Annotated in this window: 12 protein-coding genes; 6 read left to right on the plus strand and 6 right to left on the minus strand. The window is 70.1% G+C overall.

Translation table 11 applies throughout. The features are described from left to right. Nucleotides 1-39: 39 nt before the first annotated feature. On the plus strand, nt 40-1,422 hold the full coding sequence (gene eccD / locus AC069I_RS10565; RefSeq protein WP_478225793.1) for a type VII secretion integral membrane protein EccD: 1,383 nt from the start codon (nt 40-42) through the stop codon (nt 1,420-1,422). A 4-nt stretch (nt 1,423-1,426) separates the two neighbouring features. Further along, nucleotides 1,427-2,860: a type VII secretion protein EccB gene (gene eccB, locus AC069I_RS10570; RefSeq protein ID WP_478225792.1), complete on the plus strand. Its 1,434-nt coding sequence runs from the start codon at nt 1,427-1,429 to the stop codon at nt 2,858-2,860. Between the two features lie 138 nt (nt 2,861-2,998). On the opposite strand, the gene AC069I_RS10575 is transcribed toward eccB, so the two are convergent. From AC069I_RS10575 to eccCa, 5 genes are all read right to left on the minus strand, one after another. Continuing rightward, a complete protein-coding gene (locus tag AC069I_RS10575) occupies nt 2,999-4,213 on the minus strand; it encodes a hypothetical protein (RefSeq protein WP_478225791.1) in 1,215 nt (404 codons plus the stop codon). 10 nt (nt 4,214-4,223) lie between these two features. Continuing rightward, on the minus strand, nt 4,224-4,640 hold the full coding sequence (locus AC069I_RS10580; RefSeq protein ID WP_478225790.1) for a hypothetical protein: 417 nt from the start codon (nt 4,638-4,640) through the stop codon (nt 4,224-4,226). Between the two features lie 12 nt (nt 4,641-4,652). Further along, entirely contained in the window at nt 4,653-6,092 is a 1,440-nt protein-coding gene (locus AC069I_RS10585; protein ID WP_478225789.1) for a hypothetical protein, read from the minus strand. 10 nt (nt 6,093-6,102) lie between these two features. Next, nucleotides 6,103-6,480, minus strand: coding sequence for a hypothetical protein (locus AC069I_RS10590; protein WP_478225788.1), 378 nt, complete (start codon nt 6,478-6,480; stop codon nt 6,103-6,105). Between the two features lie 84 nt (nt 6,481-6,564). Then, complete coding sequence (gene eccCa, locus AC069I_RS10595; protein WP_478265273.1) at nt 6,565-10,539, minus strand: type VII secretion protein EccCa; 3,975 nt, start codon at nt 10,537-10,539, stop codon at nt 6,565-6,567. Nucleotides 10,540-10,662: 123 nt separating this feature from the next. Between eccCa and AC069I_RS10600 the strand changes: the two genes are divergently transcribed. Together AC069I_RS10600 and AC069I_RS10605 are read left to right on the plus strand one after the other, a co-directional pair. Continuing rightward, the gene (locus tag AC069I_RS10600; protein ID WP_478225786.1) at nt 10,663-10,992 is read left to right on the plus strand and encodes a hypothetical protein; all 330 of its coding nucleotides are present in this window, start codon (nt 10,663-10,665) and stop codon (nt 10,990-10,992) included. Nucleotides 10,993-11,011: 19 nt separating this feature from the next. Further along, entirely contained in the window at nt 11,012-11,320 is a 309-nt protein-coding gene (locus tag AC069I_RS10605; protein WP_478225785.1) for a hypothetical protein, read from the plus strand. Between the two features lie 161 nt (nt 11,321-11,481). Here the strand turns inward: AC069I_RS10605 and mycP are convergent, their stop codons facing one another. Next, nucleotides 11,482-12,747, minus strand: a complete 1,266-nt coding sequence (gene mycP / locus AC069I_RS10610) for a type VII secretion-associated serine protease mycosin (RefSeq protein ID WP_478231936.1) — start codon at nt 12,745-12,747, stop codon at nt 11,482-11,484. A 127-nt stretch (nt 12,748-12,874) separates the two neighbouring features. On the opposite strand from mycP, the gene AC069I_RS10615 reads away from it, so the two are divergent. After that, on the plus strand, nt 12,875-13,234 hold the full coding sequence (locus AC069I_RS10615) for a YbaB/EbfC family nucleoid-associated protein (protein WP_478225784.1): 360 nt from the start codon (nt 12,875-12,877) through the stop codon (nt 13,232-13,234). Beyond that, a complete protein-coding gene (locus AC069I_RS10620) occupies nt 13,231-13,587 on the plus strand; it encodes a hypothetical protein (protein ID WP_478265274.1) in 357 nt (118 codons plus the stop codon). Before AC069I_RS10615 ends, AC069I_RS10620 begins: the two co-directional genes overlap by 4 nt. Nucleotides 13,588-13,599 lie beyond the last annotated feature (12 nt).

The raw sequence follows: 13,599 nt of genomic DNA on the forward strand, positions 1-13,599 counted from the left end.
GGCGGCCCGGCGCGCGGGCCGCTGGCCGACCCTTTTCCCATGCAGACTGCCGGCCTGGTCAGGGTCACCATCACCACTCCGCACCGGCGCATCGACATGGCGCTGCCGGAACACGCGTCCGTCGCCGAAATCCTCCCCGGCCTGCTCGCGCGGGCGGGCGAGGGAATGGCCGACGACGGGGTCGCCGGCGGCGGCTGGCAGTTGCGCCGCGCCGACGGGACACCCTTCGATCTGGACCGGACGCTGGGCGCGCACCGGGTCCGGGACGGGGAGATCCTCCATCTGACGCCGCGCCGCGCGGAATGGCCGGAGCCCGAGTACGACGACCTGGTGGACGCGATCGCCACCGGCTCCGGCCGCACCGGCAAGGCCTGGGGGCCGCGGCACACGCGGCAGGCGGGCCTGGCCGCCGGCGGGGTGGCGATGTCCTTCGGTCTGCTCGCCGTACTGCGCGCCGGCCCGCCGTGGACGTCACCGGCGTCCTGGGCGCTGGCGGTCTCCGCGCTGCTGCTGGCCGCGGGTGTCCTGCTCGCGCGGGCGCTGCGCGACGCCGGTGCAGGGGCGGTGCTCGCCGCCGTCGCGCTTCCGTTCGCCTTCGCCGGCGGCGGTCTCCTGCTGGCGGGCGACGACCCGATCGGCGCGCTGTCCGCCGGTCATCTGCTGCTGGCGAGCGCGGCGCTGCTGCTCGCGGCCGTCGTCGGCCATCTGGGGGTGGTCGCCGCGCCCGAACTGTTCGCGGGGGCCGCCACCGTCGGTCTGCTCGGGGTGCTCGGCGGCTGGCTGGCCACCTTCGACGACCTGGCGGGGTACCGGTCGGCGGCCGTGCTCGGCGGCGGGGTCCTCGTGCTCTCGACCACGTTCGCGCCGCTGGCGCTGCGGCTCGGCCGGGTGCCGATGCCGGTGCTGCCGCGGTCGACCGCGGACCTGGTCCGCGACGATCCCCAGCCACCGCTCGATCTCGTGCACGCCGCCGTCGCCAGAGCGGACGCGCTGCTCACCGGAATGCTGGGCGGCGCGGCGATCGTCGTCATGTACTGCCAGCTGCAGCTGATCCGCAGCGACAGCGAGGCCGCCGTCGTGCTCGTCGCCCTGCTCGCGGCGGGTTTCCTGGTGCGGGCGCGGTTGTACCCGATCCTGCGGCAGCGGCTGCTGGTGCTGGTGACCGGGATCTTCGGCGCCGGGTGCCTGCTGGCCGGCCCGCTCATGGCGGACCGTTCGCTGCTGCTCGTCCTGGCCGGGCCGCTGTCCTTGGCGGTGGCGGCGGGCGTGATCGCCTCCGGCGTCGTGCTGAGCACCCGCGCCGCCAACCCGTATCTCGGCCGGATCGCCGAATACTTCGAGATCCTGGTGACGATCGCCGTCGTCCCGGTGGCGTGTTCGGTGCTCGGCCTGTACGGCTACGTGCGCGGACTGGGGGGCTGAAACGATGGCGTCCAAACGGGATCAACTGCAGGCGTACCAATTCCTGGTACAGCGCGCGATCTCCGCGCTCGTGACGAGGGAGACCGACCCGGAACAGCCACCGTTCCGGCGGCCGTCCGGTGCCGCGTTCGCCAGTGTCGCACTGGCGATCGTGGCGCTGGCGTGCGTCGGGGTCTACGGGATGATCGTGCCGGGCGGGAACAACGCCTGGCGCAAGAACGCCGCCGTCATCGTGGAGAAGGAGAGCGGGACGCGGTACGTCTACCTGGACGAACGGCTGCACCCCGTCGCGAACTACGCGTCCGCGCTGTTGCTGCTCGGCGAACACGGCACCACGGAACGGGTTTCGCGCGATTCGCTCGCCGGAGTCCCGCGAGGGCCCCGGATCGGCATCGCCGACGCGCCGGACGGCTTGCCCGGCCCGGAAAAGCTGCTCACCGGATCATGGTCGCTGTGCTCGGCGCCCGCGAGCGACCTTGCGGGCAGCCGGATCGAGGAATCGGTACTGCTGGCGGGCGCGTCGCCGTCGGGCGGCGCGGAACTGGGAGACCAGGCGCTGCTGGTGGAATCGACGTCGACCGGCGACCGCTTCGTCGTGTGGCGCGGGCATCGGCACCGGATCAACGACTACGGCGCCGTCGGCACGGGGCTCGCGCTCACCGCCGAACCGTGGGCGCGGGTGGGCCGGGCGTGGCTCGACGTGCTCCCGGAAGGCACGCCGATCGGCCCGCTCCCGGTCGCGGCGGCGGGCGAGGTGTCCACCGCGGTACCCGGCCGGACCGACATCCGGAACGGGATGCTGCTGATGGTGCGGACCTCCGGCGGCGGACAGCAGCACTACCTCGCCGAGCGGGACGCTTTGCGCCCCATCACCGAACTGCAGTACGACGTCCAGCGCGCGAGCGCCCAGATGCTCGCCGCCTATCCCGGTACCGAACCGAAGACCGTGCCGCTGCCACCTTCGCTGGCGACCATGTCCCGTCAGCTGGACCCGGTCCGGGCCGACGCCGGCGCGGCACCCGCGACCCGTCCGGCCATCGCGCGCGTGCGCGACCAGGACGCCACCGTGTGCGCCACCTTCGGCGACGGCTCCGCGGCGCCCGCGCTGACCGTCGACCCCGCACTGCCCGCCGCGGACCCGATGTCCACCACCGCCCGCCGGACCGCCGCCGGGACCCCGCTCGCGGACCGCGTCCACGTTCCGCCGGGCAGCGCGATCGTCGTCGAGGCGATGCCCTCCGCACAGGCCCCGGCTGGGACGCTGACCGTCGTGACCGACATGGGGCGCCGCTATCCGCTGGCTTCACCCGACGTGCTGAAGATGCTCGGCTACCCATCGGCGCGACCGGTGCGCCTTCCCGCCGGTCTGGTCGCGCGCCTGCCCGAGGGCCCGAGCCTCGACCCGGCCGCCGCGCGGCGCCAAACCCTGGGCGGCTGACCCGCCGCTGACCGTGACTCGCGTGCTTGAAGGCACAACACGCGAGTTACGCCCCCAATCACGCGAGATACGGGAACGACGTGAAGGCCCCCTTCACTGCGTCTAGCGCAGTGAAGGGGGCCTTCACGTACAAGCGGCTCAGCGGGAGTTCGGCCGCCACAGGTCTTCGTCGAGCATCTGCACCGAACCCGACTCGGACTCACCTGGCCGCCGTCCGCGCGTCAGCGTGAACCCGGCGTCCGGATTGCCGTTGGCGGCCCGGCCGCGCAGCTTCGCCGGAACACCGTCGCTTCCCCCGGACGACGTCCTGCGTGACGCGCCGTTCCGCCCGGTCGGCTGGTCGCTCGAGCCGGGCCGCAGCGTGCCCGCGGTGGCCTGGCCCCCGCCGCCGTGGGGCGACATCATCGGTGGAACCCCCGTCCCCGCGGACTTGGTCCCGGAAGGGCTCGCGGCGCCCGGCTGGACCTCGGACGCCAGGCTGGGGGCCCGCTTTCCGACGACCGGTTTGGCCGCGCCGCCGAGCCCGCCGAGCCCGCCGGCCGCACCGATCCCGCCGAGCAGCCCCGACGGAATCGGCGGGACGCCGGAACCGCCGGGGAGACCGCCGAGCGACGGGAGCGAGCCCGCCGTGGGCGGCAGGGGAGCGAGCCCTGCCAAGGAGATCCCGGACGAGCCGTTCTGCGAACCCAGCCCGCTCAGGCCCTCGGATGCCGGAAGCCCGGATCCTGCCCCGCCGCCGAACGATCCCGCTGTCTCCGCGAGGCTCTGCAGTTCGGTGAGCGCGTTCATCCCGGCCTCGGCGGCGGCGAGGAAGTCCGTCGGTGAGTTTCCCTCCGCCGAGACGGCTTGCTGCTCGGGCAACAGGTCTGCCGGGGACTCGATCCCCGCGGCCGCGCAGACACTGAGCATCGAGAGGTCGAAATGCCCCCCGAGTTCGGTCATCTTCATGCCCGATGCCTGCTGAAGTGCGAAAGCCGCGGGCGCGGCGAGCGGGTTGAGCGCGATGAGCCGGTACTCCGCGTAGAGAGCCGCCACCGCCGCCGCGGTCGCCGTGACGTCGGAAGCGAGCGTCGTCAGCGTTTCGGCGGGTTTGGCCAGATCGATCCGGTCGCCCCAGAACTTGAGTTCGGCCAGCGTTCGCTGGGCCTGCTCTTCGTGCAGCCGCCCGGCGTCGTCCGTCCATTCCGGAGAGAGCTCGCCGACCCGGGTGCTGATCTCCGCCGCGGTGGTGTCGATCCAGCCGCGCACTTCGGTCCACATGTTCGCGGCATCGAGCAGGGCCTGGGCCTTGCCGGCTTCGGCACGGGCCATCGCGTCGTGCATTTCGATGGGGAGCAGCTGGTAGGGAATCATCGGTGGCTCCTCACACACTCGCCTGCGAGCCGTCGGCCGCAGATGCCTCGGTGGATTCGTTCTGGGACTTCGGGGCCTGGCTGATCGAGCTCGATGCCTGCTTCAGCAGGCTCAAGCCCTTCTCCGCGACTTTGAAGGACGACGTGGCCAGGGACAGCGCGCTCGCCGCGTCCGCGGCCGTGTAGCCGGCGGCGATGGTCTTCACCTTCGTCGAATCCGTGACGAGTTCTTCGGTGATCTTCGTCAGGAAGGCCGTCATCTCGGCGGTCGCGGCCTTGTCCAGCAAGGACATCGCGATGCCCTCGAACAACCCGGACGCGTTCAGGCCGTGTCCCAGCCTGCTCAACGAACCCGGCAGGTCCGGCGCCTTGAGCTGCCCCGAGTAGGCGGCCATCGCTTCGGGGTCACCATCGACGAAATCGGGCATGAGCCCCCTCCTTTACTGTCCGGTGCGGTACTTCGGTTCGTCGTACCCGGTCGGGCCGACCTGCCACAGTTCCTCGTCGAGCAACTGGACGGTGTTCTCGCCGTCCCATCGCCGTTCGGCGGCGGGCGGCGGGGTGGTGGCGCCGGCTCGTCCGGTCCGGCCCCGCAGCGATACACCCGGTGTGCTGTCGGGCTTCCGCGACCGGACGGCGTTGACCTGCTCGGCGGCTCCGGGCCGGATCCCGCTCGACGAACCGCCCCCGCCGGCATGCGGCGAGTGCATTGCGGGCATCATCCCCGGGCCTGCCATCCCTCCTGCCGCAGCGCGCGACGCGCCCGTCGCCCCCGCCGTCGTTCCGGTCCCGGGAAGCGGTGCTCCCGGCATCGAAGCGCCGAGGCCTGCCGTGCCGGATACGGGCACTGGGCCCGCCGTCGACGGCGCGCCACCTCCTCCGCCGCCGATGCCAGCCGCGCCGGCGTCGAGGCCTGCCAGGCTGGGCAAACCGGACGTGCCGAGGGGGTCGATTCCGGGCAGCGGGCTCCAAGGCGTCAATTCGCCGGGTTCGAGGGGGGTCAGGTCGCCGGTCGGATCCGTGCTGCCACCACCGAATTGCCCCAGCAGCCCGCTTGCCGCGTCCAACGCCTGGGAGCCACTGTCCAGTAGTGAGGAAGCGGCGGCCATGATCTCTTGTGGGGAATCCGGATCTCCGGTGTCTTCCGGGGAATCCGGGGTGGTCGGTTCGGTCGGCGCGGCCGGTTCGACCGGCGTCCCGTCCGTCCCGGCGCCATTCGTTCCGTCGCCCGCCCCGCCGGTGCCCCAGTCGGTCGTGGACGCGGTGGGTGCCGGATTCTGCGGTGCCGCACGGGGCCCGCTCCACGGTGCGCCGAGTGCGTTCCTCATCACGTACTGCGCGCTGAAGTAGTTGATTCCGAGCGAGGTGAGATGATCGATGATCTTCCGCTGGTAGTCCGGCTCGTGCTTTGCTTTCGCGTCGGCGTCGGCGCCGTATTTGAGGTGGAAGTCATCGCGCAGGAGTTTCACGTTGTTGTACGTGGTCTGGATGTCACCGGCCAGCTTTCGCAGCGCGTCGGCCACGCCGGACCTGGTTATGCCCGCCGTGGAGCCGACGGAGATCCCCACCTGTCCGAGGTTGGTGTTGTCGTTGTACATCGGGATCGGATAGCCGGGGACCTCGGCCGTGGCCTGGGTCCACGAGCGCAACGACTCGAGGTCCTTTTCCGCCTGTGCGGCGAAAAGCTCACCCGCGGTATCCGTCCACCCGCCTTCGCTTCTGAGGCTTTGCAGTTCGCCGCGGAAACGAGCGAGCTTGTCGTCGATCCATTCCCGTGCCGCGTCCCACATCTTCGCCGCGTCGTCGAGTCTGTTGACATGCGGGAGTTCCGCCTCGATCCGCTTCAGCAACTGGTCGACCGAGAGCCCTTCGTACGCCATCGGAATCCTCCTACTTCGGCTGGTCCGCTGGGACCGGGAACTCCGGCGCGACGGTCGGCAGTCCGGTGTCCTGCCGGTCGCGCAGACCCTGGAGAATGGTCTTTTTGGCATTTTCGGCGGCCGCGAGGTACTTCACGCCTTCGTCACGGACGAACAGGGCGTAGGCACTGAACCCGTAAATGACGTCCGTGATGAACTTCTGTAGCTGTTTGGTGACTTCGGCGTCCATGCCGGCCAGGTCGCCACACTGAACCAGACCGTTGGCGCACGCCGGATCCACGCCACGACGGAGTGCTCCGCCGGGCACCTCGGCGACGAGCGCCGAAACCCGTTGGGAGAACACCTCCATGGCACTGGTGTCTCCGTCGATCTCATCGCCAAGCCCCATTTTCCACCCCTGAATTCGAGTCTTCGCCGAAAGGCAATCACTTCGCCCGCCCCGGCAGGCCGCCGCGACAGGAACCGGCCAGAGCTACTCCTCCGGCGGCAGCCAGGCCAGCTGGACCAGGCCCTTGCTCCCGCGCCGGTCGATCAGCCAGCCCCGGCCCGGCGGCAGCACCTGCGCCCGCATCCCGCCGAGCAACGGGCCTTCGTCCCGGTCACCCGACATCATCAGACCGGGGGCGCCGACTTCCCTGACCCGGCCGAACAACGGTTCGAAGATCCCGCGCCCGGCGCCGCCGGTCCTGCGGGCGAGCACGAGGTGAAGACCGACGTCCGCCCCGTGCGCGACCAGGTTCAGCAGCGGTAGCAACGGATGTTCCTTGTGAGTGGCCACCATGTCGTAGTCGTCGACCAGGACGAAGATCTCCGGGCCCTGCCACCAGTTGCGCGCCCGCAATTCTTCCGGAGTGATATCCGGGCCGGGCAGCCGTTTTTCGCAGATCCCGGCCAATTCGGTCAGCAGGCCACGGCTGTGCGTGTCGCTGGTGCCATAGGCGAGCAGGTGGTCGTCCCCGACCTCGCCGAGCAGGCCGCGGCGGTGGTCGATGAGCACGATCTTGGCCTGCTCGGGGGTATAGGCCCGGGTGATCCGGCGTGCCAGCAGCCGCAGGAACGAGGTCTTGCCCGATTCGGTGTCGGCGAGGAGGAGGAAATGCGGGTCGGCGGTGAAGTCGAGCCGGAAGGGGGAAAGATCCTTTTCGTGGATCCCGACGGCGAGGCCCGCCTCGGGACCGCTGATCTCGTCGGATTCGGGAAGTTCCTCGTAGCGCAGGACGCCGGGCAGGAGGCGGACCGACGGCGCGGGTTCACCCGGCCATCCCGTGCGGACGGTTTCGACCAGCGCGGCGAGCCCATCGGCGAGATCGCCCGCCTCGGCCTTCCCGTCGACACGAGGCAGGGCGATCAGCATCTGGTGCCCCTGCATGGCGAGCCCCCGGCCCGGTGCTCCGGACGGGACGCTCATCGCGGCGCGTCGGTCGATGGCCGAGTCGATCGGGTCACCGATCTTGAGTTCGAGCCTGCTGGCGAACAGATCCCGCACGTTCATCCGCAGATCGAAGGAACGTGTGCACGAAGCCACCACGTGCACACCGAACGACAGGCCGCGCGCGATGATGTCGTTGACGGTCTCTTCCAGTTCGGGGAAGTCGTTCCGCAGCGTCAGCCAGCCGTCGACCACCAGGAACACGTCGCCGTGCGGGTCTTCGGGGAATCCGCCGCCCGCCCGGAGCCGCCGGTAGGTGGCGATCCCGTCGATCCGGTGCTCGGCGAACATCCGTTCCCGCTGGGCGAGCAGGGCGGCCACCTCGGCGACCGTGCGGCGGACCGCGCCGGTGTCGAGCCGCCCGGACATGCCGGAGACGTGGGGCAGGCCGCTGATCGAGGCGAGCGTGCCGCCGCCGAAGTCCAGGCAGTAGAACTGCACTTCACGCGGGGTGTGGGTGAGAGCGAGGCTCGTGATCAGCGTGCGCACGGCGGTGCTCTTGCCGGTCTGCGGCGCGCCGAGCACCATCAGATGGCCCGCGGCGCCGGACAGATCGAGTGTCAGCAGGTCGCGGCGCTGCTCGAACGGCCGGTCGACGATCCCGAGCACCGGCCGCAATGCCCCGGCGAGTTCGGGTGGGCCGGCGGTCGCGCCACGTCCCGGGTGGACGGTCAGGCCGGGCAGGAGCGCGTCGAGAGTGGGCGATTCGTCCAGCGGCGGCAGCCATACCTGGTGCGCCGGGGTGCCTTGACCCTCCAGCCGGTCGACGAGGATGTCGAGGAGCGTCTCGCCGACGGCTGTGTCCTGGTCTTCGGCCGGGACGGTTTCCGCCACCTCGTCGGAACCGACCTCCGGAGCGACATAGGCCGTCGTGTATTCGTGCAGTTGCAGCTGTTCCCGTCCGGTCGACGGCACCGGGATCCCGTTGTCGCGCTGGTAGACCCCGGAGACGTAGGCGGCGCGGAACCGGTCCATCGGCTCGGTGCCGACCTTGAGGAAACCGTGCCCGGGAGCGCGGGGAAGGTGGAACGCGTCGGCCACCCCGAGGACCGCACGGCTGTCCATTTCGGAGAAGGTCCGCAATCCGACGCGATAGGACAGATGGGCTTCGAGCCCGCGAAGCCTGCCTTCGTCGAGCCGCTGTGAGGCAAGGAGCAGGTGGACCCCCAGCGAGCGGCCGACTCGGCCGATCTGGACGAACATGTCGATGAAGTCGGGTTTGGCGGACAGCAGTTCCGAGAACTCGTCGCAGATCACCAGGAGCGTAGGTACTTCGGGCAGCGGGGCGCCCGCCGCCCGTGCCTTCTCGTAGTCCCGCAGCGAAGAGAAATTTCCCGCCGCACGCAACAGTTCCTGGCGGCGGATGAGCTCGCCGTTGATCGCGTCGGTCATCCGGTCGACCAGATGCAGCTCGTCGGCGAGATTCGTGATCACGGCGCTGGTGTGCGGAAGCGCGTCCAGACGGGCGAAAGTGGCACCGCCCTTGAAGTCGACAAGGGCGAAGTTCAACGAGTTCGGCGGATGGGTGACGGCCAGCGCCAAAACGAGGGTGCGGAGGAGTTCGGACTTGCCGGAACCGGTCGCGCCGATCAGGAGGCCATGCGGGCCCATTCCCTCCTGGGCCGACTCCTTCAGGTCGATCTCGATCGGGGTGCCGTCTTCCTGGATCCCGAGCTGCACCCGCAGCCGGTCCCGGTTCGGCCGGGGCAGCCAGGTGTCGGCCGGGTCGAATTCGTAGGGATCCCCGAGCTGTAACAGTTCGGCGAGTCCCAGTTCCGAGGTCAGCGTGGCCTCACCGCGCAGACCCGCCGTCAGCCGGAGCGGGGCCAGTTGCCTGGCCAGCCCCTCCGTCGCCGCAGGGCCGAGCGTGTCGGCCTGCCCGAGCGGGGCTTCCCCGTCGATGGTTTCGCTGACCAGTCCACCCTCGGCGTCCACCGCGAGCACCACGGAGGTCCGGTCCAGCGCGCGCGGGGGCATCGTGGTGAGGTCGACCACCGTCACCCCTTCGACACCACCACCGGTCATCAGGTGGTCGGAGCCCGCGATCGAGCCGCCGTCGAGGACGACCACCACATGCGGGCCGGGAACCCGGACGTCCACCTCGGGGTCGAAGCGCGGACGTTTGACCAATTCCTCTTCCAACATCGACTCGAGCGCCTGGATGCCCGGCGCGACGAGGCGCAGCGGGCCGAGCGCGTCGGTGCGTTCCGGATGCAGCCCATGTGGCAGCCACTTGACCCAGTCCCAATCGACGACCCGATCCTGCCCGGCACAGACCGCGATGCGGAGGTCGTCCGGGGAATGCAGGGTGACCAGCTGCGCCAGCATCGCGCGCAGGACGCCGAGTGACGTGGTGCGGTCGCCGCGGAGGAAGATCCGGCTGAAACCGTTGACCGCGATCGCGATCGGCAGCCTGTGCACCGTGGTGTACGTCGTGATGAACCGGCGTAAGGCCAGCGCCGACAACGGTTCCAGATCTTCGAGCGGTTTGGTGTCCGGCGCGATCAGGCCGAGTGAAGGCGTCTGCGGGCCCCGGCCGATCCGGGCGATGCCGAAGTCCTGGTCGTTCTTCCTCCGCTCCCATAGGCGGTAGCTCGAAGCCAGCGACCACAACGTGGTGGGATCCGGATGCAGGTACTCCATCGCCTCGCGCTGCCTTCGCACCGACCGGCGCAGCCGCAGCCGGTGCTGGGACAGGTGGCGCAGGTACTTCCGCCGGGCGTAGGCCATCTCTCGTTTGCTCGGCCCACCACCCTGGAGGAAGCCGGTGACGACCATCCCGAGCATGCCGACGCCCATCAGGCCGTAGATGACGAACCGGATCTGCCCGGTCATGCTGCCGGAGTACATCAACAGCATCGCCGCCATCATCGCCACCATCGGCAGCACCATGAAGATCTGCGTCCACTGCCGCGCGGGCGGCGGCGGGATCTCCGGCGGCGGCTGCAGGATCAGCTCGCCGGCAGGCATTTCCGGAGCCGGCCGACGGCTCGGCCGTTTCACCATGATTGTCGCCACGGTCCCGATCGTCTGGGAAAACGAGCGGCACCAGACGGCGTTGGCAGGAACTTGCCGCGGGCCGGGATACGGCGGCCGGGCGGCCTAGATTCCGGAGGACAGGTACGGAAAGGAGAACCGAGCATGTCGTATTGGGATCTGATCGACGACGACGTCACCGCGTTGCGTGCGCAAGCGGTGCGTCACCAAGACTTCGGCCAGGGCATGGCGGATGGTTCGACGCAGGTCGCGAAAGCGGTCGAGAACGGAGCTTCCGCGTGCAGCGGTGTTTTCGTTCCCGCCATGTGTGACGTGGACACGTCGCGGCACGGGACGACCACCTTCAATGTCGGGGTGGCGACCGATACTTCGGACGCCATGACGAAGGGCGGCGACGTCATCCTCGACTACGACTCGAGCGCGGCCGGGACGGTACAGAAATCAGTGGACTACAACCTCGCCAACAGGTTGTGACTCGGAAGGGAGACAGGCAATGGGGATGAGTTCCGAGCGGGTCACCGCACACCGGGAAACCGGCGACATGATGGTGACGGCCATCAACTCCGACGCGAACACCCAGATCGACAATGTCGCTCTGCAACGACAGGAAGTCGGCTTCCTGTACGACTCGGACGTCAAGTCCGGGTTCGGTCACGACCTGAACGAGCTGGTGCAGAGCAACATGGCGAAGGCCAACGAGACCTTCCAGACCCAGCTCGGACAGGCCCAAGGCGTGCGCGGTGCGTTCGAGACCGTGCTGGACGCGCCCCGCGCGGCCGCCCAGCTGCTCAGGGGGCTCTGAGCGCGCTGACCACTGAGGACGAGAGGCCCCGGCGAGCTTGGCTCGGCGGGGCCTCTCGTCTCGTGAGCGGTAAGTGTCCTTGCTACCCACCTGTACCGAACGGCCGGTTCGTTCGACTGGATGGACGACACGCGTGCCGCCATCCAGTCAAACGAAATAGCTCACCGCTTGGTGAGCAGGAACATCTGTTCCGGTGGCTCGACAGTGGCAGGCTCGGCGGGCAGCGGAGCGACCCGGCCGGGACGCCACCGCCGTCGACGCCCGCGAATCACGACGGCCACGCCGACAGCGGACGCTACGATCGCGGCGATGGCGGCGGCGGTCAGCCATTTCGCGGCCGACCCGGTCTCCCTCAGCCGTTCGGCCCGGTCAAGGGCCGCCTGGTCGACCGGCCCCGGAGCAAAGGCAGGCAGAGCCGCGGGTTTCTCCGGGGCGAGTCCGTCGGTCACCGCGCGGTAGGGGTCGGCCAGCCCCGCGCCGTACGCGGTGCTCGCCCGGCCGCCTCGTGCAGGGTTCGCGGTCGCCTTCAGCCGCTGGATCACTTGCGCGGCGGACAAATCCGGCCACGCGGACCGCACCAGCGCTGCTGTCGCGGAGACGAACGGCGCGGCGAAACTGGTTCCGTCGACGTAGGCATGGCCCGCCACGCGGGTTGTCGCGAGCACCTTCGCGCCCGGCGCCATGATCCCGACGTAGGGGCCGATCTGCGAAGCGTTCATCCGGGCACCGTCGATGTCCACGGCGCCCACCCCGAGCACGCCGGGATAGCCGGCCGGGTAGGACGGCAGTCCGGAGTTCGTGTCCCGTTGCGAGTTGCCCGCGGCGGCGACGACCACTGCGTCTTTCCAGACGGCGTACGCGACCGCGTCACGGATGACGGGGAAGTCGCTCAGCCCGGCCAGGGAAAGGTTGATCACCTTCGCGTTCTGGTCCGCCGCGTACCGGATCCCGTTCGCCACCACCTGCGGGTCGACCCGCAGTGAGTCGCCTTGGTCGCTCAGGTCGCGGTCGGTGATCCGGACCGGGAGGATCTCGGCGTCCGGGGCGATGCCGTGGAAACCGATGCCCGGCACCGGATCGGCGGCGATGACACCTGCCACCCCGGTGCCGTGCGAGACACAGTCGAACGAACCCGGCAGTCCGCCCGGCAGGTAGAAATCCCTGCCCTGGCGTACCTTCCCCGGCCTGCTGAGCTGAGGGTGGTCGGCGTCGACCCCGGAGTCCACCACCGCCACCAGTACCCCGGCGCCGCGACTGCGCGGCCAAACCCGTTCCGGGGAGAGCAAGTGCTGTGCCCAGGGTTCCGCCTGAACCTCCGCGTGCGCCGGCTCCGGATCACGGCAGGCGCCCGCGGGCGGTGCCGCATACGCCGGTGCCGCGACCGTGCCGCAGTGAAGCGCGACCAGGGCCGTCGCGGCGGCGAGCATCCGATGTCGTTTCACCCTGGCAATAGTCGGACGAGGACCGGGAGGTCGGCGTCCGCTGGCCGCAACCTGCCACCCGCCCACGACAGTCGCGTGACGGCCACAGACTGAGCCGGAGACAGGAGGCATCGTGGAGAGGTACGACGACTACCGGCGAATGGCCGGGGAACTCCGTGCGGCCCAGGAGCGGATCGCGGAACTGCGGGCCACCGCCGAATCCGATGACGGGCTGATCAGTGCGACGGCCGGTGGCTACGGCGAACTGGTCGAGCTGCGCTTGGATCCGCGTATCTACCGCGTTCCCGATTCCGCGGAGCTGGCCCGGGCCATCAAGGACACGATCCACCGCGCCGCCGAACGCGCCCAGGAGCGGTGCGCCGCGGTCGTCGCCGGACACCTGCCGGACAACCCCGAGGCCGGACCGGCCGATCTGCGGTTCGGGCCCGCTTTGCACGTCCTCGACCGGGAGATCGCGGGGGAGCGCCGATGACCTGGCTCAGCCTGAACGGTGGCGACGACGTCGCCGACATGGACCCGGACGCGACCGGTTCCTTCATGGGAAATCTGCGCGGCGCGTCCGCCGATCTCCGCGATGGCTGGATGCGCGACAACAACCGGATGGTCGCCGCCAACCAGCTCGGCCGCGGCCCGCTGGGCGAGGCGTTCACCAGCCTGCTCAAGGGCAAAGACGGGGAATTCGCACCGGACAAGGCAAGGGCGGCCGCGGCGTCGGTCCCCGGTTTCTACGTCAAGGTCGCGGAACTCGGTGAACTGCTGGTGCCGGTCTATGTGGCCCATGACGCCGAGGCCGCCAGTGCCATCTGGTCGTCGGTCCGCGGCTGATCGGCGCTCGCG

It is taken from the genome of Amycolatopsis sp. NPDC043885, from assembly GCF_056435685.1.

Excerpts from the sequence above, each read along its gene's own strand:
- AC069I_RS10580 (WP_478225790.1), bottom strand. The coding sequence starts at position 4,640 with ATGCCCGATTTCGTCGATGGTGACCCCGAAGCGATGGCCGCCTACTCG.
- mycP (WP_478231936.1), bottom strand. The coding sequence starts at position 12,747 with ATGCTCGCCGCCGCGACGGCCCTGGTCGCGCTTCACTGCGGCACGGTC.
- AC069I_RS10605 (WP_478225785.1), top strand. The coding sequence starts at position 11,012 with ATGGGGATGAGTTCCGAGCGGGTCACCGCACACCGGGAAACCGGCGAC.
- eccB (WP_478225792.1), top strand. The coding sequence starts at position 1,427 with ATGGCGTCCAAACGGGATCAACTGCAGGCGTACCAATTCCTGGTACAG.
- AC069I_RS10590 (WP_478225788.1), bottom strand. The coding sequence starts at position 6,480 with ATGGGGCTTGGCGATGAGATCGACGGAGACACCAGTGCCATGGAGGTG.
- AC069I_RS10620 (WP_478265274.1), top strand. The coding sequence starts at position 13,231 with ATGACCTGGCTCAGCCTGAACGGTGGCGACGACGTCGCCGACATGGAC.
- AC069I_RS10585 (WP_478225789.1), bottom strand. The coding sequence starts at position 6,092 with ATGGCGTACGAAGGGCTCTCGGTCGACCAGTTGCTGAAGCGGATCGAG.
- AC069I_RS10600 (WP_478225786.1), top strand. The coding sequence starts at position 10,663 with ATGTCGTATTGGGATCTGATCGACGACGACGTCACCGCGTTGCGTGCG.
- eccD (WP_478225793.1), top strand. The coding sequence starts at position 40 with ATGCAGACTGCCGGCCTGGTCAGGGTCACCATCACCACTCCGCACCGG.
- AC069I_RS10575 (WP_478225791.1), bottom strand. The coding sequence starts at position 4,213 with ATGATTCCCTACCAGCTGCTCCCCATCGAAATGCACGACGCGATGGCC.